The following is a 19,429-nucleotide window of genomic DNA, read 5'->3' on the forward strand; positions in this document are numbered from 1 at the left end:
AATGCAAAATGTGCAGACACCCGAGAATCCTGCGGGAGCGAGCTTGCTCGCGAAGGCGTCAGCCCAGACACCGCAAATCTACTTGAACCGCCGCTCCACACCTTTCTCCACCAGAATCTTCGCCGAAATCTCTTCCACCGAAAAATGCGTGGAGTTGATGTTGGGAATGTTCTCGCGGCGGAACAGGTTTTCCACTTCGCGCACTTCGAACTCGCACTGGGCGTAGCTCGAATAGCGGCTGTTGGGCTTGCGTTCGTTGCGAATCGCGGTGAGGCGGTCCGGGTCGATGGTCAGGCCGAACAGCTTGTGCTGATGGGCGCGCAGCGCCGTCGGCAGGGTCAGGCGTTCCATGTCGTCTTCGGTCAGCGGATAGTTGGCCGCGCGGATGCCGAATTGCATGGCCATGTACAGGCACGTCGGCGTCTTACCACATCGCGACACGCCCACTAGTATCAAGTCAGCCTTGTCGTAATAGTGCGTGCGCGCGCCGTCGTCGTTGTCGAGGGCGAAGTTTACCGCCTCGATGCGTTCCATGTAATTGGAGTTGTGCCCGATTGAGTGGGACTTGCCGACGGTGTAGGAAGAATGCTCGGTCAGTTCCTGCTCGAGCGGGGCGAGGAAGGTCGAGAAAATGTCGATCATGAAACCATTGGACGTTGCGAGAATCTCACGAATGTCCTGATTGACGATGGTATCGAAGATGATCGGACGAAAGCCGTCGGTTTCAGCGGCTTTGTTGATTTGTTGTACCATGGCCCGCGCTTTTTCAACGCTGTCGATGTACGGTCGCGTGAATTTGCTGAAGGTAATGTTTTCGAACTGCGCCAAGAGGCTTTGACCCAGGGTTTCGGCGGTGATGCCGGTGCCATCGGAGATAAAGAAAGCAGATCGTTTCATTTGCACCTTGGGCCTTAAGTGAGTGTCCTGTATCACAAATGCGTACCTTTTTGGCGGCGCTTGTTGTCGCCATACTGCGTTGCCGCTCCTCGCCATAGCCAGCTATGACTTGTCGCGGCGCCTTGTCTGGCAACAACAGTCACTCGCCAAAAAGGCACGCATCTGCGACACAGGACACTTGTGAGCATTCTTGGATATGATAGGCGCGATTTGCCGGCCGCCATTGGCCCGCATTCTCACTTATTTTCCAGGTCCAGGCCATACAACCGGCCAACGCTCCCCCGAGCTGCCGGTTTCTGAGCTTTTCCAACACAGTTAGTGGAGAGATCACCTTGGTAGAGTACGTAGTTTCCCTCGATAAGCTCGGCAAACACGATGTTGAGCATGTGGGGGGCAAGAACGCATCCCTGGGCGAGATGATCAGTAACCTGGCTGGCGCCGGTGTTTCGGTCCCCGGCGGCTTCGCCACGACGGCTCAGGCCTATCGTGATTTCCTCGAGCTGAGCGGCCTCAACGACCAGATCCACAAGGCCCTCGACGCGCTCGACGTCGACGACGTCAACGCCCTGGCCAAGACCGGCGCGCAGATCCGTCAATGGATCATGGAAGCCGAATTTCCGGAAAAACTGAATGCCGAGATCCGCACCGCGTTTGCCGCGCTGTCGGCCGGCAACCCTGATGTGGCCGTGGCCGTGCGTTCTTCCGCCACCGCCGAAGACTTGCCGGACGCATCCTTCGCCGGCCAGCAGGAAACCTTCCTGAACATCCGTGGTGTGGAAAACGTCATCCGCGCCGCCAAAGAGGTGTTCGCTTCGCTGTTCAACGACCGTGCGATTTCCTACCGCGTGCACCAGGGCTTCGACCACAAACTGGTCGCCCTGTCGGCTGGCGTGCAGCGCATGGTGCGTTCGGAAACCGGCACTGCCGGCGTGATGTTCACCCTCGATACCGAATCCGGCTTCCGTGACGTGGTGTTCATCACCGGCGCTTACGGCCTGGGCGAAACCGTCGTTCAAGGCGCGGTCAACCCGGATGAGTTCTACGTGCACAAAGGCACGCTGGAAGCCGGGCGCCCGGCGATCCTGCGTCGCAATCTGGGCAGCAAAGCGATCAAGATGATCTACGGTGACGAGGCCAAGGCTGGTCGTTCGGTCAAGACCGTGGATGTCGACAAGGCTGAGCGCGCACGTTTCTGCCTGACGGACGCTGAAGTCAGCGAACTGGCCAAGCAAGCGATGATCATCGAAAAGCATTACGGCTGCCCGATGGACATCGAATGGGCCAAGGACGGTGACGACGGCAAGCTGTACATCGTGCAGGCACGTCCGGAAACCGTGAAAAGCCGCACCCAGGCCAACGTCATGGAGCGTTACCTGTTGAAAGAAACCGGCACCGTGCTGGTTGAAGGTCGCGCGATTGGCCAGCGCATCGGCGCCGGTAAAGTGCGCATCATCAAAGACGTCTCCGAGATGGACAAAGTCCAGCCGGGTGACGTGCTGGTTTCCGACATGACCGACCCGGACTGGGAACCGGTGATGAAACGCGCCAGCGCCATCGTCACCAACCGTGGCGGCCGTACCTGCCACGCAGCGATCATCGCCCGTGAACTGGGCATCCCGGCAGTCGTCGGTTGCGGCAACGCCACCCAACTGTTGAAGGATGGCCAGGGCGTGACCGTGTCCTGCGCCGAAGGCGACACCGGTTACATTTTCGAAGGCGAACTGGGCTTCGACATCAAGAAGAACTCCGTCGACGCCATGCCGGAGCTGCCGTTCAAGATCATGATGAACGTCGGCAACCCGGACCGCGCCTTTGACTTCGCACAACTGCCGAACGCCGGTGTGGGCCTGGCCCGCCTGGAATTCATCATCAACCGTATGATCGGCGTCCACCCGAAAGCGCTGTTGAACTACGATGGTCTGCCGCAGGAAATCAAGGACAGCGTCGACAAGCGCATCGCCGGTTACGACGATCCGGTCGGTTTCTACGTCGAGAAACTGGTTGAAGGCATCAGCACCCTCGCGGCTGCGTTTGCACCGAAGAAGGTCATCGTGCGTCTGTCGGACTTCAAGTCCAACGAGTACGCCAACCTGATCGGCGGCAAGCTGTACGAGCCGGAAGAAGAGAACCCGATGCTGGGTTTCCGTGGCGCCTCGCGTTACATCAGCGAATCGTTCCGTGACTGCTTCGAACTCGAATGCCGCGCGCTGAAACGTGTGCGCAACGAGATGGGCCTGACCAACGTTGAAATCATGGTGCCGTTCGTCCGTACCTTGGGCGAAGCGAGTCAGGTCGTCGATCTGCTGGCCGAAAACGGCTTGAAGCGCGGCGAAAACGGTCTGCGCGTGATCATGATGTGCGAACTGCCATCCAACGCGATCCTTGCTGAAGAGTTTCTCGAATTCTTCGACGGTTTCTCGATCGGTTCCAACGACCTGACTCAGCTGACGCTGGGCCTGGACCGCGATTCCGGTATCATCGCGCACCTGTTCGACGAGCGTAATCCGGCGGTCAAGAAACTGTTGGCCAACGCGATTGCCGCGTGCAACAAGGCCGGCAAGTACATCGGTATCTGCGGTCAGGGTCCTTCGGACCACCCGGATCTGGCCAAGTGGCTGATGGAGCAGGGCATCGAAAGCGTGTCGCTGAACCCGGACACCGTGCTGGAAACCTGGTTCTTCCTCGCCGAAGGCCAGGCGCCGGCCTGATCAGTATGTAAGCGGCCCGTTCCCCTTGTGGGAGCGGGTTTTGAGATTTGAGTAGGGCGGGCTCCTGTGGATGCCGCCCTTTTTTGTGCAAGAGCATTATGCAAAGCAGCAGCAACCTATTTCCTGTCGCCCTGATCAGCGCCGAGCGGCGCGGCGATCTGAGCGAAGACGTTTATCGATTGAAGCCCGGCAACAGCCCCGACTGGTCCGTGGAAATCGCCGTGACCCGTTTGGGTATGGCCGATGACTCGGCCCCTCGCGGTGTGCCGGTCATTTTGCTGCACGGCAGCTTTTCCAATCGGCGCTTCTGGTTTTCCCCCAAGGGCCTGGGTCTGGGCGCCTATTTGACGCGTCTGGGTTTCGACGTGTGGATTCCAGAGATGCGCGGCCACGGTTTGTCGCAACGCAACGAGGAATACCGCCGCAACCGTGTCGCCGACTATGCCCGTTACGATCTGCCGGCGATTGCCGCGTTCGTGCGTGAGCAGAGCGGGCAGGTTCCGCACTGGATCGGCCATTCGCTGGGCGGCATCACCCTGGCGGCTGCGCTCGGTGGCGAATACCTTGGCGAGCCTGCCGTGGCGTCGGCAGCGTTTTTTGGCACCCAAGTCAGTCGTACCTACTGGCCGCTGAAAATCCCGCCGGTGGAGTGGAGCGGACGTTTCATTCTCAAGCGCTTCGCGCAGCTGTCGGGTTCGCGCCTCAAACGTGGCCCGGAGGATGAGCCGATCGGTCTGGCGCTTGAAAGCATGCGCTGGTACGGCTTGTTCGGCCGCTTCGGTGACAAGGACAAGGATTGGTGGGCGGGCCTTGCCGACGTCAAGGTGCCGGTGCTGGCAGTGTCGGCGGCGGGGGATCACCAGGATCCGGCGTGGGCCTGTCGCAAACTGTTCGAGCAGATTGGCTCCGAGCACAAGCAATTCATCAATCTGGGACGCGAGCAGGGCTTCAACGATAATTTCGGCCATGTTGAAATGTTGGTGAGCAAAGCGGCGCAGACTGAAGTGTGGCCGTTGGTGGCGCGCTGGTTGAACGATCAGCAGGCGCCGTTGCTGGGTGAGAAGCCGGATCTGGCTGCTGCGGTCTGAGATGAGGTCTGGGTAAAGGGCATTTCGTTCGGGTCGGCTTGCGGCTAAGATATGACGAATTGTGCGGTTCTGGTCATATTCGGTGACTGTTTAGCGATTACGTTTCAGCGTTTGTTCAGGTTCATTCAGCGAACATTCAATGAGCTAAGGTAAACAGCGACCAGCGGAACTCGTCTCTTCAGAACGCGGCATCCTTGATCGTCTTCCTTTTTACAGGAGTTTTTCGATGAACCATTACCTTACGCCTGACCTGTGCGACGCCTATCCGGAGCTGGTGCAGGTGCTGGAACCGATGTTCAGCAATTTCGGTGGCCGTGATTCGTTCGGCGGCGAAATCGTGACCATCAAATGCTTCGAAGACAACTCGCTGGTCAAGGAACAGGCTGAGCTGAAGGGCAATGGCAAAGTGCTGGTGGTCGATGGCGGTGGTTCGCTGCGCCGTGCATTGCTGGGTGACTTGATTGCCGAGAAGGCCGCGAAAAACGGTTGGGAAGGGCTGGTGATCTACGGTTGCATCCGCGACGTCGACGTCATCGCGCAGACCGATCTGGGCGTGCAGGCACTGGCTAGCCACCCGATGAAAACCGAAAAACGCGGCCTCGGTGACCTCAACGTCCCGGTGACGTTCGCCGGTGTGACGTTCCACCCGGGCCACTTCATTTATGCGGATAACAACGGCGTGATCATCTCGCCGAGCCCGCTGCAGATGCCTGAATAAGATTTTCGACAAAGGGATGCGGATGTTCGAGGAAGAAAACGCGCAGTGGGGGCTGGTGCATGCCCTGGTGCTGGACGGAAAAGGCGGTGCGCGTTCGATAGCCCGGACTGAGCTCGACGATTTGCAGCTGCAGGCCCATGAAAGCCTGTGGCTGCATTGGGATCGCAGCCATCCGCAAACCCAGACCTGGCTGCGCAAATCCAGCGGTCTCAGTGAATTCACCTGCGATCTGCTGCTGGAAGAGAACACCCGACCGCGCCTGTTGCCGTTGCCCGATTCCGAGCTGCTGCTGTTTTTGCGTGGGGTCAATCTCAATCCGGGCGCCGAGCCAGAAGACATGGTTTCGGTACGGATTTTTGCCTCGGCCCAGCGTGTGATTTCGCTGCGTTTGCGTCCGTTGCGTGCCACTGATGAACTATTGGTGCAATTGGCGGACGGTAAAGGCCCGAAAACGGCCTCTGAACTCATCCTTTATCTGGCGCAGTTCCTCACCAACAAAGTGCAGGATCTGGTCACTTGCCTCTCGGAAATCGCCGACGAGGAAGAAGAAAAGATGGATGCCGACGAACGGTATACTCCTGAGCATGGCGCCATTTTGCACATCCGCCGCAGGGCCGCCGGGCTGAAGCGTTTCCTTGCGCCGCAGCGGGATATTTTCGGCCAGCTGACGCGGATAAAACTGCCGTGGTTTGTCGATGACGATGCCGATTACTGGAACGAATTGAACAACAGCCTGACCCGCTATCTCGAAGAACTCGAATTGACCCGAGAGCGCGTGGGGCTTGTGCTGGAGGCTGAAGACCGGCGTTTGAGCGAGCGCATGAATCGCACGATGTACCGCTTCGGGATCATCACCTGCATCTTTTTGCCGATGAGTTTCATCACCGGTCTGCTGGGCATCAACGTTGGCGGAATTCCGTTCTCCAGCAGCCCCTATGGTTTCCTGATTGCCTGTTTGACGGTGCTCGCTCTGGCCTTCGGTCAGTGGTGGTTATTCCGTCGTTTGCGCTGGGTATGAAGATGGCGCATGTGACCCGACCAAATCTGCCCGCGTCTTTCACAGACATCACGAGAGGTGCGTATGCACGATCCGTTTGAACAGTCTTTGCGCGACATGCTCAACGCCTCGCCGTCCAGCCGCGACGACGATGCGTGCCTGGGCCGCGTACTCAAAACCGCCAACCGCCAGGTCGGCGCCGGTGATCTGTTTAGCCTGCTGGGCCGCTGGCTGCCCGCGCTGATGATCGCCCTGAATAACGGATCGGCCCATGTCTCGCCGGTTTCCCGTCTTCGTAAACCTACCGCTCGCACTGCTGATAAGGCTGATTGAATATGGAACTCGACCTCTGGACTCAGAGCCTCGTCACTGCAATGACTGCGTTGTGGACCAAAGTGGCCAATTTCATTCCGAACCTTTTCGGCGCACTGGTCGTGCTGCTGTTGGGTTTCGTCGTGGCCAAGCTGCTTGATACCTTGCTCTCCAAGTTGCTCGCCAAACTGGGCCTTGATCGCCTGATGGGCGGTACCGGGCTGACCAAATTGCTGTCCCGTGCGGGACTGCAAGTTCCGATTTCAACGCTGATCGGTAAAATCGTTTACTGGTTCGTCCTGCTGATTTTTCTGGTTTCTGCAGCAGAATCCCTTGGCCTCGAGCGAGTTTCGGCTACGCTGGATATGTTGGCGCTCTATTTGCCGAAAGTATTCGGCGCGGCGCTGGTGTTGCTGGTTGGCGTTTTGCTCGCGCAACTTGCCAACGGACTGGTACGCGGGGCGGCAGAAGGCGTAGGCCTGGACTACGCTTCGGGGCTTGGGCGAATTGCCCAGGGGCTGGTAATCATCATCAGCATCTCGGTCGCGATCAGCCAGCTTGAGGTCAAGACCGACCTGCTGAACCATGTAATTGTCATCGTTTTGATTACCGTTGGTCTGGCCGTTGCGCTGGCCATGGGGTTGGGAAGCCGGGAAATTGCCGGTCAGATTCTTGCGGGAATCTATGTGCGTGAGTTGTATCAGGTTGGGCAACAAGTGCGTGTTGGCGAGGTCGAAGGGCAGATCGAGGAGATCGGCACGGTGAAAACCACATTGCTGACCGATGAGGGTGAGCTAGTCTCTCTTTCCAATCGGATCTTGCTTGAACAGCATGTGAGTAGCCGCTAATCCGGCAAACCCTGCTAATGTATGCCGCCGCAAAATGCCAGCTGATGCTGGTTGCGGTGGACATTGACCTGACTGTCGGCACGACTTGTTTTGAATAAAGCCCAAACGCTATCCACGCGCTACGACCCCCGCGAGCTCTCTGATGAGGAGTTGGTCGCGCGCTCGCATACCGAGCTGTTTCACGTAACGCGCGCCTACGAAGAACTGATGCGGCGTTACCAGCGAACATTATTTAACGTTTGTGCGAGATATCTTGGGAACGATCGCGACGCAGACGATGTCTGTCAGGAAGTCATGTTGAAGGTGCTGTATGGCCTGAAGAACTTCGAGGGCAAATCGAAGTTCAAAACGTGGCTGTACAGCATCACGTACAACGAATGTATTACGCAGTATCGGAAGGAACGGCGAAAGCGTCGCTTGATGGACGCATTGAGTCTTGACCCCCTCGAGGAAGCGTCCGAAGAAAAGGCGCCAAAACCCGAGGAGAAGGGCGGGCTTGATCGCTGGCTGGTGTATGTGAACCCGATTGACCGCGAAATTCTGGTGCTTCGATTTGTCGCAGAGCTGGAATTTCAGGAGATCGCAGACATCATGCACATGGGTTTGAGTGCGACAAAAATGCGTTACAAACGTGCTCTAGATAAATTGCGTGAGAAATTTGCAGGCATTGCTGAAACTTAGTTCAGCGCAAATATCTCTTACGTGTAGGCAAGTTCTGATAGACTTGCCGCCGAGTTGTCCCCCGGTTTGCGGGACTGCTTCACAATCACCAGATGGGGATTTAACGGATGAAACTGAAAAACACCTTGGGCTTGGCCATTGGTTCTCTGATTGCCGCCACTTCGTTCGGCGCTCTGGCACAAGGCCAAGGCGCAGTTGAAATCGAAGGCTTCGCAAAGAAAGAACAATTCGACAGCGCTCGTAACTTCAAGAACAACGGCAACCTGTTCGGCGGCTCGATCGGTTACTTCCTGACCGACGACGTTGAACTGCGTCTGGGCTACGACGAAGTGCACAACGTGCGTTCCGACGACGGTCGTAACATCAAGGGCGCGAACACCGCTCTGGATGCTCTGTACCACTTCAACAACCCAGGCGACATGCTGCGTCCATACGTATCGGCTGGTTTCTCCGATCAGAGCATCGGTCAGAACGGTTCCGGCGGTCGTGACCGCTCCACCTTCGCCAACGTTGGCGCTGGTGCCAAGCTGTACTTCACCGAGAACTTCTACGCCCGTGCCGGCGTTGAAGCTCAGTACAACATCGACCAGGGCGACACCGAGTGGGCTCCTAGCGTTGGTATCGGTGTGAACTTCGGTGGCGGCTCCAAGCCTGCTGCTGCTCCAGTTCCAGCACCAGCTGAAGTCTGCTCCGACAGCGACAACGACGGCGTTTGCGACAACGTTGACAAGTGCCCGGACACCCCAGCCAACGTAACTGTTGACGCTGACGGCTGCCCAGCAGTTGCTGAAGTTGTTCGTGTTGAGCTGGACGTCAAGTTCGACTTCGACAAGTCGGTTGTGAAGCCAAACAGCTACGGCGACATCAAGAACCTGGCTGACTTCATGAAGCAGTACCCATCCACCACCACTACTGTTGAAGGTCACACTGACTCCGTCGGTCCTGACGCTTACAACCAGAAACTGTCCGAGCGTCGTGCAAACGCCGTTAAGCAAGTTCTGACCAACCAGTACGGTGTTGAATCGTCCCGCGTTCAGTCTGTTGGCTACGGCGAATCCCGCCCAGTTGCTGACAACAAAACTGAAGCTGGCCGCGCTGTAAACCGTCGCGTAGAAGCGCAGGTTGAAGCTCAAGCTAAGTAATTAGCTGCCGCTCTGAGAAAAGCCCGGCTTAGGCCGGGCTTTTCTTTGCCTGCGATTTGGCTTTGAAGCTTAAAAGATCGCAGCCTGCGGCAGCTCCTACAGGACGTATGCAGATTTCATGTAGGAGCTGCCGCAGGCTGCGATCTTTTGATCTTCACCAACAGCCGCCACCGCACCAATCACCAGAATCGCCGGGCTTTTCAGTCCAAACGCACACGCATCCTCTCCCATGCCCCGCAGACTGCTCCGGCATTCGCGCTGCTCTGGCAATGACGCATTCTCAATCATCGCCACCGGCGTATCCGCCGCCATCCCGCCCGCCAGCAACTGATCGCGAATCTCGCCCAGCTTGGCCACGCCCATATAAACCACGAGCGTCGTACCGCCCTGCGCCAGTGCCTGCCAGTTCAATTGGCTGTCGTCCTGCGTGTGTGCTGTCACCAGCGTCACCCCACGCGCGACCCCACGCAACGTGAGGGGAATATCGCACTGCGTCGCCCCGGCCAGCCCAGCGGTGATGCCATTGACCAGTTCCGCCTCGACGCCACGCTCACGCAACCACTGCGCCTCTTCGCCCCCTCGGCCGAAAATGCACGGATCGCCACCCTTGAGCCGCACCACACACTTGCCGTGGCGGGCATAGCGCAGCATCAGTCGATGAATGAACGCCTGCGGTGTCGAGCGGCAACCACCGCGTTTACCCACGGCAATGATGCGCGCGCCAGGGCAGTGTTCCAGCACCGCGTGGTTAACCAGATCATCGATCAGCACCACATCGGCCTCGCGCAGGGCGCGCACCGCTTTGAGGGTGAGCAATTCGGGATCACCAGGACCTGCACCCACCAGCCAGACTTTTGCACTCATGGTGTTTTCCTCATCAGATGACGGCAACTGGCAGCACATCGGCAGCCAGCAAGCGTTTTATTTCCGGGACACACGAGCCGCATTGCGTGCCGCAACCCAAATTGTTTTTCAAACCTTGCAAATCCAGGCCTTGGCGAATGCCAGCGCAGACCGCGTTGAGGCTGACGTTGTTGCAGTTGCACAGGGTTTTATCCGCAGCGATCTGCGCCCCGGCACTGCCCGGAGGAGCACTCATCGGTGCCAGCAACCAGCGCCGCAGTTGTTCGTCCGCACGTCCTTCCAGCCACAACCCTTGCAGCCAATGCCGGGCGAGGGTTTCGCCGGCCAGGCGGATCGCGGTGATCCGGCCGTTTTCAATGCGCACGCGCTTGCCAATGGCCCGGCGTGGATCGTCGTAAGCCAGTACCGGGCCGTCGATCAGTGACAGGCATCGGTCGATTTCACTGAGCAATTGCGCATCCGGTGCCTCGCTGCTGGCAGCGCGTATCAGCAATGCCGATCGTTCACGTCCGACAAGGCTGAGGCTCACGTAGGAAAATGCCTCACAGAGCGGTCGCAGCGTCTCGAAATGCTGTTGAACATCGCCCTCGATCAGTGCGAAAAGTTGCCACGGCAGATGGATCGGTTCCAGACGCACACCGCTGTGTTTGAGTTCCGGTTGTTTCGACAATGGATCAAAGGCCGGCAGGGTCAGACTGTTTACGCCGCCCTTGAGAAAACGGTCACCCCAGTGCATCGGCAGAAACGCTTGTCCCGGACGCACGCTGTCATCACTGCCGACCGCGACGATCACCGCACCGCGACGACTTTTAAGGTTGACCAGATCACCCGGCTGCAAGCGATGCCGGCGCAGTTCGTCCGGATGCAGGCCCAACACCGCTTCGCTGACATGCCCGAACAATTGCGCAGCCGTGCCAGTGCGGCTCATACCGTGCCATTGATCGCGCAAGCGGCCAGTGATCAACGTCAGTGGAAAGCGTGCATCACGCTGTTCCTTGGCGGCGCGATACGGGTCGGCCACGAATTGCGCGCGTCCGTTGGCGGTTGGGAAAATCCCGTCTTCGTACAGTCGTGGTGTGCCTTTGCGGGCACCGACGGGGAAGGGCCATTGCTGCGGCCCGATCTCGTCGATCAGCGCATGACTGATCCCGGACATATCCAGATCACGGCCGCGCGTCAGGCCTTTGAATTCATCGAACAACTGCGCAGGTTGGGTGAACGCAAACAGGCTCGGTTCAGCGGGACGCAGATGTTTCTCCAGGCGCTGTGCGAAATCCACCGTGATCGCCCAGTCCGGCCGCGCTTCGCCCGGTGGGAGGATGGCTTTGCGCACGTGGGAAATGCGCCGCTCGGAGTTGGTGACAGCGCCTTCTTTCTCGCCCCAACTGGCGGCGGGCAGCAGCAGATCGGCAAACGCAGCCGTTTCGGTGGTACGAAAGGCTTCTTGCAGAACCACAAACGGGCAAGCCTCCAGCGCTGCTCGCACCGAATGTTGATCCGGCATCGATTGCGCAGGGTTGGTGCAGGCGATCCACAACGCCTTGATCTTGCCGCCGCGCACCTGCTCGAACAGTTCGATGGCGCTGAGCCCTTGGCTTTCCGGCAACTGATCGACGCCCCAATAAGTCGCCACTTGCGCGCGATGCTCCGGGTTGGCCGCGTCACGATGGCCCGGCAACAGGTTCGACAAGCTGCCGGTTTCTCGCCCGCCCATGGCATTCGGCTGACCGGTCAGGGAGAAAGGTCCTGCACCGGGGCGGCCGATTTGCCCAGTGGCCAAGTGAAGGTTGATCAACGCACTGTTCTTCGCGCTGCCGGCGGTGGACTGGTTCAAACCCATGCACCACAGCGACAGGAAACTCGGCGACGTACCGACCCATTCAGCGCACTGCTGCAGTTGCTCGACGCTGATCCCGCACAGTTGCGAAACCATTGGCGGGGTGTAGTCGCGCACCAGGTTCTTCAGTTCGGCGAGGCCATCGGTGTGCGCTTTGAGAAAGTCGCGATCGATCCAGTCTTCCCACAACAACAGGTGCAAAATCCCATGGAACAAAGCGACATCGGTGCCGGGCAGAATCGCCAGATGCAAATCAGCGAGGTCGCAAGTGTCGGTGCGCCGTGGATCAATGACGATGACTTTCATCTGTGGGCGGCGGGATTTTGCCTCTTCCAGTCGACGGAAAAGTACCGGGTGGGCGTAGGCCATGTTACTGCCGACGATCATCACGCAATCGCTGAGTTGCAGATCCTCATAGCTGCACGGCGGGGCGTCGGCGCCGAGGCTGCGCTTGTAGCCAACCACCGCTGAAGACATGCACAGGCGGGAATTGCTGTCGATGTTGTTGGTGCCGACCAGAGCCCGCGCCAGTTTGTTGAAGGCGTAGTAGTCCTCGGTCAGCAACTGCCCGGAGATGTAGAACGCGACGCTGTCCGGGCCGTGCTCGGCAATGGTCTCGGCGAACACGTTGGCGGCGTGTTCCAGCGCGGTGTCCCAATCCGTGCGGCTGCGCGCCAGACCTTTGCCCAGACGCAGTTCCGGGTACAACGCGCGAGCCGCGAGGTCGCCGGTCAGGTGCAGGGTCGAGCCTTTGCTGCAGAGTTTGCCGAAGTTGGCCGGATGCGCCGGATCGCCGCTGACGCCGAGGATGCGCTCGCCGTCATGCTCGATCAGCACGCCGCAGCCGACCCCGCAATAGCAGCAGGTCGAGGCGGTCGTCTGGCGGTTCATCAGACGGCATCCCGCAAGGCCAGTTGCACGCGGCCATTCTCTACCCGCGCCGGGTGATGATGCGCACAACCGATGTCCGGCGCCTGGGCTTCGCCGGTTTGCAGGTCGATTTGCCAGTTGTGCAACGGACAGGCGACGCGCTTGCCGTAAATCAATCCTTGCGACAGTGGCCCACCCCTGTGTGGGCAGCGGTCGTCGAGGGCGAAAACCTCATCGTCGCTTGTACGAAAAATCGCGATGTCACCTTTCGGCCCGGCAATGATCCGCGAGCCGAGCGCATTGATCTCGTCGAGGGCACAGATATCGAGCCAGTTCATGCCGGCACCTCCAGGTTTTTCACAGGGATCACATCGAATTCTTTCTTCAGTTGCGGCTGCGCCAGGCGTTCCTTCCACGGATCCTGTTCGAATGACAGGGAGAATTGCAGGCGCTCATTCAGGGCCTTGCGGCGCTCTGGGTCTTCCAGCACGGCTTTCTTGATGTGCTCCATGCCGACCCGTTGCAGGTAGTGCACGGTGCGTTCGAGGTAGAAGGCCTCTTCGCGGTAGAGCTGCAGGAACGCGCCGTTGTATTCGCGGACTTCCTCGGCGGTTTTCAGCTTGACGAAGAACTCGGCGACTTCGGTTTTGATCCCGCCGTTGCCACCGATGTACATCTCCCAACCGGAGTCGACGCCGATGATTCCTACATCCTTGATCCCCGCTTCCGAGCAGTTGCGTGGGCATCCGGAGACGGCGAGTTTCACTTTGTGCGGCGACCACATGTTGAACAGGTCGTGCTCAAGCTCAATGCCCAGTTGCGTCGAGTTTTGCGTGCCGAAGCGGCAGAACTCGCTGCCGACGCAGGTTTTAACCGTGCGGATGGATTTGCCGTAGGCATGCCCGGACGGCATGTCGAGGTCCTTCCAGACGCCGGGCAAGTCCTGTTTCTTGATGCCGAGCAAATCGATGCGCTGGCCGCCGGTGACCTTGACCATCGGCACGTTGTACTTGTCGGCCACGTCGGCAATCCGTCGCAGCTCGGAGGGGTTGGTCACACCGCCCCACATCCGTGGCACCACTGAGTAGGTGCCGTCCTTCTGGATGTTGGCGTGCGCGCGTTCGTTGATCAGGCGCGATTGCGGGTCGTCCTTGGCTTCGCCCGGCCAAGTGGAAATCAGGTAATAGTTGAGGGCGGGGCGGCACGTTGCGCAGCCGTTCGGAGTGCGCCAGTTGAGGTAGCTCATGGTCCCGGCGATGGTCAGCAGGTGCTGTTCGCGGATGGCCTGACGGATCTGGCCGTGGTTGAGGTCGCTGCAACCGCAGATGGCTTTTTCGCTTTTCGGTTTGACGTCGGCCGCGCCACCGACGGTGTTGATCAGGATCTGCTCGACCAGCCCCGCGCAGGAACCACAGGAACTCGCGGCTTTGGTGTGTTTCTTCACCTCATCGACACTGAACAGGCCGTGCTCCTGAATCGCCTTGACGATGGTGCCTTTGCACACGCCGTTACAGCCGCAGACTTCAGCGGTGTCGGCCATGCTCATGGCTTTGTCCTGGCCCTGATGTCCTACATCGCCTAAAGCGTTTTCTCCAAACATGAGGTGATCGCGGATCTCGCCGATGTCGTGATTCTCACGAATCTGCCGGAAATACCAACCGCCATCTGCCGTATCGCCGTACAGACAGGCGCCGACCAGTACGTCATCCTTGATCACCAGTTTTTTGTACACGCCGCCGATCGGGTCGGAGAGGGTGATGGTTTCCGTGCCTTCGCCGCCCATGAAATCACCGGCGGAAAACAGGTCGATGCCGGTGACTTTCAATTTGGTCGAGGTCACCGAACCCTGATAACGGGCAAAACCCAATTGTGCGAGGTGGTTGGCGCAGACCTTGGCTTGTTCGAACAGCGGCGCGACCAGACCGTAGGCAATGCCGCGATGGCTGGCGCACTCACCGATGGCATAGATGCGCGGGTCGTAGGTTTGCAGGGTGTCGTTGACCAGAATCCCGCGATTGCACGGGATGCCGGCCTTTTCCGCCAGTTCGGTGTTGGGCCGTATGCCGGCGGCCATCACCACCAGATCGGCCGGGATGATGTCGCCGTTCTTGAACTGCACCGAACCGACGCGGCCATTGCCGGCGTCGTGCAAAGCTTGGGTCTGTTCGCACAGGCGAAAGTGCAGTCCACGGGATTCGAGGGCGGTTTGCAGCAGTTGGCCGCTGGTTTTGTCCAGTTGCCGCTCCAGCAGCCATTCGCCGATGTGCACCACGGTGACGTGCATGCCGCGCAGCATCAGGCCGTTGGCGGCTTCAAGGCCGAGCAGGCCCCCGCCGATGACCACTGCGTGTTTGTGGGTTTTCGCGGTGTCGATCATCGCCTGCGTGTCGGCGATGTCGCGGTAACCGATTACGCCCTGCAAAGTATTGCCGGGGATTGGCAGGATGAACGGGGTCGAGCCGGTGGCGATCAACAGGCGATCATATTCGGCTTCGGTGCCGTCCTCAGCGATCACCCGGCGTTTGACCCGGTCGATCTCCACCACTTTGCGGTTGAGCAACAATTTGATGTGGTTTTCCAGGTACCAGTCGAGGTCGTTGAGCACGATCTCCTCGAAGGTTTGCTCACCGGCCAGTACCGGCGAGAGCAGGATGCGGTTGTAGTTGGTGTGCGGTTCGGCACCGAAGACGGTGATGTCGTACAGCTCGTTACTCAGCTTGAGCAGTTCTTCGAGGGTACGAACCCCGGCCATGCCATTGCCGATCATCACCAGTTTGAGTTTTTTCATCAGGTTCTCCGGAGAGCTTCGGCTGGCCTCATGTGGGCAGTCAGGCCTTGCTCGACAAATTTTGCGCGAACAAAAAAAGGCGTCCCGCTAGTTGCCTAGCGAGGACGCCTTTGTCCTGGTCCCGTTCTCTCGGGAAGCGCAGCGTTCGTCGTTGAAGGCTGGGCTTTACGTGTGTGTTGAGTGGGCTAATGCAGTGGTTGTGCCAAGTGGGGGAATGGCGTGTTTATTAGGCGGGACGGTTATTGATGGGGATTTTTTGCACCGAATCGACGCGGGTTGCTCGTTTGTGGGGCGTTCAGGCAGACAGAATTGTTGTGATTGGGCTGGCCTCTTCGCGAGCAGGCTCGCTCCCACAGTGGATCGGTGTCGTTCACAAAACCCCTGTGGGAGCGAGCCTGCTCGCGAATGACGCGACGCGGTCTCAGCTGTGAAACAACAACACCAGCAGCACCAGATTCCCCAGCAGAGCCAGCAACGCCATCGTCCGCCACACCTTCAACGGCTCCCGCTCAAGTAAAGGCCTGGGCCTTACACTCAAACTGCGCCGCTCGCCCTGTTCCAGCACCAACAACCACTCTTCAGCCGTTTCAAAGCGCTGCTGCGGATCCGCCGCCACCCCACGTTCCAGACTCTCCGCCAGCCATTCCGGCAAATCAGGCCGATATCGACTGGCACTCACCGGCAGACCAAATCGGGGCCGTTGAAACGCTTCAATCTCGCCATAAGGGAAATGCCCGGTCAGCAGGAAATACAGGGTCACACCGACCGCGTACAAATCCTGCCGCGCACTCGGCGGATCACCGCGAAACGCTTCCGGGGCGATATAACTTGGCGTACCCGGCAGCGTCGATGGCGCGTCTTCGGACAAGCCCGGGCAATACGCCAAACCAAAATCCAGCAGACGTAACTCGCCGTCGTCACCCCAATGCAGGTTTTGCGGTTTGATGTCCCGGTGCAGAATCTGCCGCCGATGCAAAAGCCCCACCGCACGCAGCAGGCGCTCGGCGATATCCTGCCATTGCGCCAGGGATAGAGGCCCGAGTTGTGCCAGCGTCTTCCCGGAATATTCGCGCATCACGTAGTACAAATGCTGACGCTGATTGCAGCCATGGACTTCAGGGAAATGCCGCCCGGCGACACGTTTCAGAAACCATTCCTCGGACAGCAACGCTTGCCCCGCGCAGGAATCATCGGCGGAACGCGCAGGCAGGGTTTTCAGAAGCCATGTCTGACCTTGTCCATCCATTACTCGATACAGCAATGATTGCTGGCTCTGCGCGACGATGTCTTGCACCTGCCAGCCTTCAAAGGACTGAGCGGATTTCAGTGGCGGCGGCAGTGGCCATTGCTGCAAATGCATCAGCGCGTCACCAATGTTCGCCTCGCCGACCGCATCGACGCGCACCAGCAAAGCACTGGCGTTGTCCTGACTGCCGGCTCGATGCGCGGCGTTCACCAAGGTGTGTGCGGCGCGGTCGAGATCCGGCTGATCACGCACAATTGCCGCAATCGCGGTATCTCCGAGTATCGACCAGACCCCGTCGCTGAGCAGTACGAAACACTCACCCTCGCGCAGTTCACCGTCGAGAAAATCCAGCACCAGATGCTGATCCAGGCCCAGCGCGCGCTTTAGTACGTGCTGCATGCCCGGCTGATCCCAGACGTGATCTTCACTGATCCGTTGCAAGCTGTCGGCGTACCAGCGATACACCCGGCAATCGCCTACGTGAGCGAGGGTAAAACGCCGACCGCGCATGACCAAAGCACTGACCGTGGTGAGCAATGGCTGGCCACCGCCATTGGCCTGCAACCAGCGATTTTGCGCGAGCAGCAGACGCTCCAGCGCCTGTGCCACGCTCCAGGTTTGCGGTGTGGCGTAGTAGTCGAGTGCCAGCGCCTGCAAGGTCGAACGCGCAGCCAGTCCGCCATCGGCACACTGGCTGACGCCATCGGCGATGGCGAACAGATAACCCTTGCTCGCCGCCAATACCGGAGCGGGCGTCACCAGACGCAAAGCGTCCTGATTCTCCGCACGCGGGCCGGTGGCGCTGGCTTCGGCAAAACTCAGTTGCAGGGCCATGAAGGTCTCAGACCCGCGCCGCCGTCACGGCTGCCGAACCCCAGGTGGTTCTCCAGCGGCGCTTGACGCCGTGCAAGCCAAACCACGCCAGCACGCCAAGGCTGGCAAACAACCACAGCGCCAGTTGATAGCTGCCGGTGCTCTGTTTGATCGCACCCATGCCGGCGGCCAGGGCAAAACCACCGATGCCGCCAGCCATGCCGATCAGTCCGGTCATCACGCCGATCTCCAGACGAAAACGCTGCGGCACCAGTTGGAACACCGCGCCGTTGCCGGCGCCCAGACCGAGCATGGTGCAGACGAAAAGTGCCAGCGCGGCGTAGGAGCTTGGCAGGTTGAAACCGACCGCAGCGATGCAGATAGCGGCGACGGTGTACATCGCCAGCAATGTGCGGATACCGCCAAAGCGATCAGCCAGTGCGCCACCCAACGGTCGCATCAAACTGCCGCCGAACACACAGGCAGCGGTGTAGTAACCGGCCGTCACCGGGCTCAGCCCGTATTGATCGTTGAAGTAACCGGGCAGGGCGCTGGCCAGGCCGATGAAGCCACCGAAGGTGACGCTGTAGAAAAACATGAACCACCAGCTGTCGCGGTCGCCCAGGGCTTTGAAGTAGTCAGCCATGGCTTTGGCTTTCGGCCGCTCAGGGGCGTTTTTTGCCAGCCAGGCGAACAGCACCAGCGTCAGGATCAGCGGGATCAGGGCGAAGCCGAAGACATTGCTCCAGCCGAACGCGGCGGCGAGCACCGGCGCGAGCAGCGCCGCGAACACAGTACCGGAGTTGCCCGCGCCGGCGATGCCCATGGCTTTGCCCTGATGCTGCGGCGGATACCATTGCGAGGCCAGCGGCAGGGCCACAGCGAAAGACGCGCCGGCCATGCCGAGGAACAGACCGAGTATCAGCGCTTGCTCATAACTGTGAATGCCGAGTTGCCAGGCACCGAACAGCGCACCAATCACAATGACCTGACCGATCAGCCCGGCGGTTTTGGGTGACAGTCGATCGGCGAGCATGCCCATGATGAAGCGCAATACGGCACCGGCGAGGATCGGCGTGGCGACGACGAGACCGCGTTGTTGGGTGGTCAGGTGCAGGTCGGCGGCAATTTGGACGGCCAGCGGGCCGAGCAGGTACCAGACCATGAAGCTCAGGTCGAAATACAGGAAGGCCGCGAACAGGGTCGGGGTGTGGCCGGATTTCCAGAAGCTTGAATTCATTGCGCACCTCAGCTGAAAAGAGTCTCGGAAGGAGTCATGCAACAGCAAGTGGGGCGCCGCCACGGCCGCACCACCGGCCCCGGTCTGTGGGGCCAAAACGCAAAAACGCCGCTACCTGATGCGCCGGTTGGGCGAACGGGTGAGCGACGTCTTTGTCGTGGGTGGGGCAACCGCCGTTGGTTACCTGTGCGTTTTACATAGCGAGATTTGTGCCAACAGCCGGAAAATCAAAAGCCCCTCACCCTAGCCCTCTCCCGGAGGGAGAGGGGACCGACTGTGGGATGCTCAAAATCTACGCCGACCTGTGAGACCGTGCTGAATGCGATATCGAATTCAACTGAGTCTTTGAGACTATTGCATTCACCTCAAACAACTCGGTC

15 protein-coding genes are annotated in these 19,429 nt (G+C 59.3%); 8 read left to right on the forward strand and 7 right to left on the reverse strand.

All coding sequences use genetic code 11. The features are described 5' to 3' along the window. Nucleotides 1-78: 78 nt before the first annotated feature. On the reverse strand, nucleotides 79-897 hold the full coding sequence (locus tag P3G59_RS09655) for a pyruvate, water dikinase regulatory protein (protein WP_034152875.1): 819 nt from the start codon (nucleotides 895-897) through the stop codon (nucleotides 79-81). Nucleotides 898-1,229: 332 nt separating this feature from the next. Between P3G59_RS09655 and ppsA the strand changes: the two genes are divergently transcribed. From ppsA to P3G59_RS09695, 8 genes are all read left to right on the forward strand, one after another. After that, the gene (gene ppsA / locus P3G59_RS09660; RefSeq protein WP_277761349.1) at nucleotides 1,230-3,605 is read left to right on the forward strand and encodes a phosphoenolpyruvate synthase; all 2,376 of its coding nucleotides are present in this window, start codon (nucleotides 1,230-1,232) and stop codon (nucleotides 3,603-3,605) included. Nucleotides 3,606-3,703: 98 nt separating this feature from the next. Further along, nucleotides 3,704-4,693, forward strand: coding sequence for an alpha/beta fold hydrolase (locus tag P3G59_RS09665; RefSeq protein WP_277761350.1), 990 nt, complete (start codon nucleotides 3,704-3,706; stop codon nucleotides 4,691-4,693). Between the two features lie 226 nt (nucleotides 4,694-4,919). Next, nucleotides 4,920-5,411 (forward strand): ribonuclease E activity regulator RraA, encoded by a 492-nt coding sequence (gene rraA / locus P3G59_RS09670; RefSeq protein WP_277761351.1) that lies wholly within the window; start codon nucleotides 4,920-4,922, stop codon nucleotides 5,409-5,411. Nucleotides 5,412-5,433: 22 nt separating this feature from the next. Next, nucleotides 5,434-6,429 carry a zinc transporter ZntB gene (locus tag P3G59_RS09675; RefSeq protein ID WP_277761352.1) on the forward strand — a complete coding sequence of 332 codons (996 nt, stop codon included), beginning with the start codon at nucleotides 5,434-5,436 and terminating at the stop codon, nucleotides 6,427-6,429. A 63-nt stretch (nucleotides 6,430-6,492) separates the two neighbouring features. Continuing rightward, nucleotides 6,493-6,741 (forward strand): hypothetical protein, encoded by a 249-nt coding sequence (locus tag P3G59_RS09680; RefSeq protein ID WP_008076827.1) that lies wholly within the window; start codon nucleotides 6,493-6,495, stop codon nucleotides 6,739-6,741. Nucleotides 6,742-6,743: 2 nt separating this feature from the next. Continuing rightward, nucleotides 6,744-7,568 carry a mechanosensitive ion channel domain-containing protein gene (locus tag P3G59_RS09685; protein WP_008048604.1) on the forward strand — a complete coding sequence of 275 codons (825 nt, stop codon included), beginning with the start codon at nucleotides 6,744-6,746 and terminating at the stop codon, nucleotides 7,566-7,568. Nucleotides 7,569-7,658: 90 nt separating this feature from the next. Then, a complete protein-coding gene (gene sigX, locus P3G59_RS09690) occupies nucleotides 7,659-8,249 on the forward strand; it encodes an RNA polymerase sigma factor SigX (protein WP_011333251.1) in 591 nt (196 codons plus the stop codon). A 107-nt stretch (nucleotides 8,250-8,356) separates the two neighbouring features. Next, entirely contained in the window at nucleotides 8,357-9,391 is a 1,035-nt protein-coding gene (locus tag P3G59_RS09695; RefSeq protein WP_103303880.1) for an OmpA family protein, read from the forward strand. A 96-nt stretch (nucleotides 9,392-9,487) separates the two neighbouring features. Here P3G59_RS09695 and cobA read toward each other — a convergent pair whose 3' ends face one another. From cobA to P3G59_RS09725, 6 genes are all read right to left on the reverse strand, one after another. Next, nucleotides 9,488-10,255, reverse strand: coding sequence for a uroporphyrinogen-III C-methyltransferase (gene cobA, locus P3G59_RS09700; RefSeq protein ID WP_277761353.1), 768 nt, complete (start codon nucleotides 10,253-10,255; stop codon nucleotides 9,488-9,490). Nucleotides 10,256-10,268: 13 nt separating this feature from the next. Continuing rightward, entirely contained in the window at nucleotides 10,269-12,983 is a 2,715-nt protein-coding gene (locus tag P3G59_RS09705; protein WP_277761354.1) for a nitrate reductase, read from the reverse strand. Further along, nucleotides 12,983-13,300 (reverse strand): nitrite reductase small subunit NirD, encoded by a 318-nt coding sequence (gene nirD / locus P3G59_RS09710; RefSeq protein WP_277761355.1) that lies wholly within the window; start codon nucleotides 13,298-13,300, stop codon nucleotides 12,983-12,985. The genes P3G59_RS09705 and nirD overlap by 1 nt, the downstream gene beginning before the upstream one ends. Then, entirely contained in the window at nucleotides 13,297-15,750 is a 2,454-nt protein-coding gene (gene nirB, locus P3G59_RS09715) for a nitrite reductase large subunit NirB (protein ID WP_277761356.1), read from the reverse strand. Before nirB ends, nirD begins: the two co-directional genes overlap by 4 nt. 421 nt (nucleotides 15,751-16,171) lie before the next feature. Further along, a complete protein-coding gene (locus P3G59_RS09720) occupies nucleotides 16,172-17,830 on the reverse strand; it encodes a bifunctional protein-serine/threonine kinase/phosphatase (RefSeq protein ID WP_277761357.1) in 1,659 nt (552 codons plus the stop codon). 7 nt (nucleotides 17,831-17,837) lie between these two features. Next, nucleotides 17,838-19,049 (reverse strand): nitrate/nitrite transporter, encoded by a 1,212-nt coding sequence (locus P3G59_RS09725; protein ID WP_277761358.1) that lies wholly within the window; start codon nucleotides 19,047-19,049, stop codon nucleotides 17,838-17,840. Nucleotides 19,050-19,429 lie beyond the last annotated feature (380 nt).

Source organism: Pseudomonas sp. A34-9 (genome assembly GCF_029543085.1).
GTDB lineage: Bacteria > Pseudomonadota > Gammaproteobacteria > Pseudomonadales > Pseudomonadaceae > Aquipseudomonas.

What these genes read in the sequence shown, in the direction of transcription:
- P3G59_RS09655 (WP_034152875.1), bottom strand. Translation starts at nt 897, where the DNA reads ATGAAACGATCTGCTTTCTTTATCTCCGATGGCACCGGCATCACCGCC.
- P3G59_RS09665 (WP_277761350.1), top strand. Translation starts at nt 3,704, where the DNA reads ATGCAAAGCAGCAGCAACCTATTTCCTGTCGCCCTGATCAGCGCCGAG.
- rraA (WP_277761351.1), top strand. Translation starts at nt 4,920, where the DNA reads ATGAACCATTACCTTACGCCTGACCTGTGCGACGCCTATCCGGAGCTG.
- P3G59_RS09675 (WP_277761352.1), top strand. Translation starts at nt 5,434, where the DNA reads ATGTTCGAGGAAGAAAACGCGCAGTGGGGGCTGGTGCATGCCCTGGTG.
- P3G59_RS09680 (WP_008076827.1), top strand. Translation starts at nt 6,493, where the DNA reads ATGCACGATCCGTTTGAACAGTCTTTGCGCGACATGCTCAACGCCTCG.
- P3G59_RS09685 (WP_008048604.1), top strand. Translation starts at nt 6,744, where the DNA reads ATGGAACTCGACCTCTGGACTCAGAGCCTCGTCACTGCAATGACTGCG.
- P3G59_RS09695 (WP_103303880.1), top strand. Translation starts at nt 8,357, where the DNA reads ATGAAACTGAAAAACACCTTGGGCTTGGCCATTGGTTCTCTGATTGCC.
- cobA (WP_277761353.1), bottom strand. Translation starts at nt 10,255, where the DNA reads ATGAGTGCAAAAGTCTGGCTGGTGGGTGCAGGTCCTGGTGATCCCGAA.
- P3G59_RS09705 (WP_277761354.1), bottom strand. Translation starts at nt 12,983, where the DNA reads ATGAACCGCCAGACGACCGCCTCGACCTGCTGCTATTGCGGGGTCGGC.
- nirD (WP_277761355.1), bottom strand. Translation starts at nt 13,300, where the DNA reads ATGAACTGGCTCGATATCTGTGCCCTCGACGAGATCAATGCGCTCGGC.
- nirB (WP_277761356.1), bottom strand. Translation starts at nt 15,750, where the DNA reads ATGAAAAAACTCAAACTGGTGATGATCGGCAATGGCATGGCCGGGGTT.
- P3G59_RS09720 (WP_277761357.1), bottom strand. Translation starts at nt 17,830, where the DNA reads ATGGCCCTGCAACTGAGTTTTGCCGAAGCCAGCGCCACCGGCCCGCGT.
- P3G59_RS09725 (WP_277761358.1), bottom strand. Translation starts at nt 19,049, where the DNA reads ATGAATTCAAGCTTCTGGAAATCCGGCCACACCCCGACCCTGTTCGCG.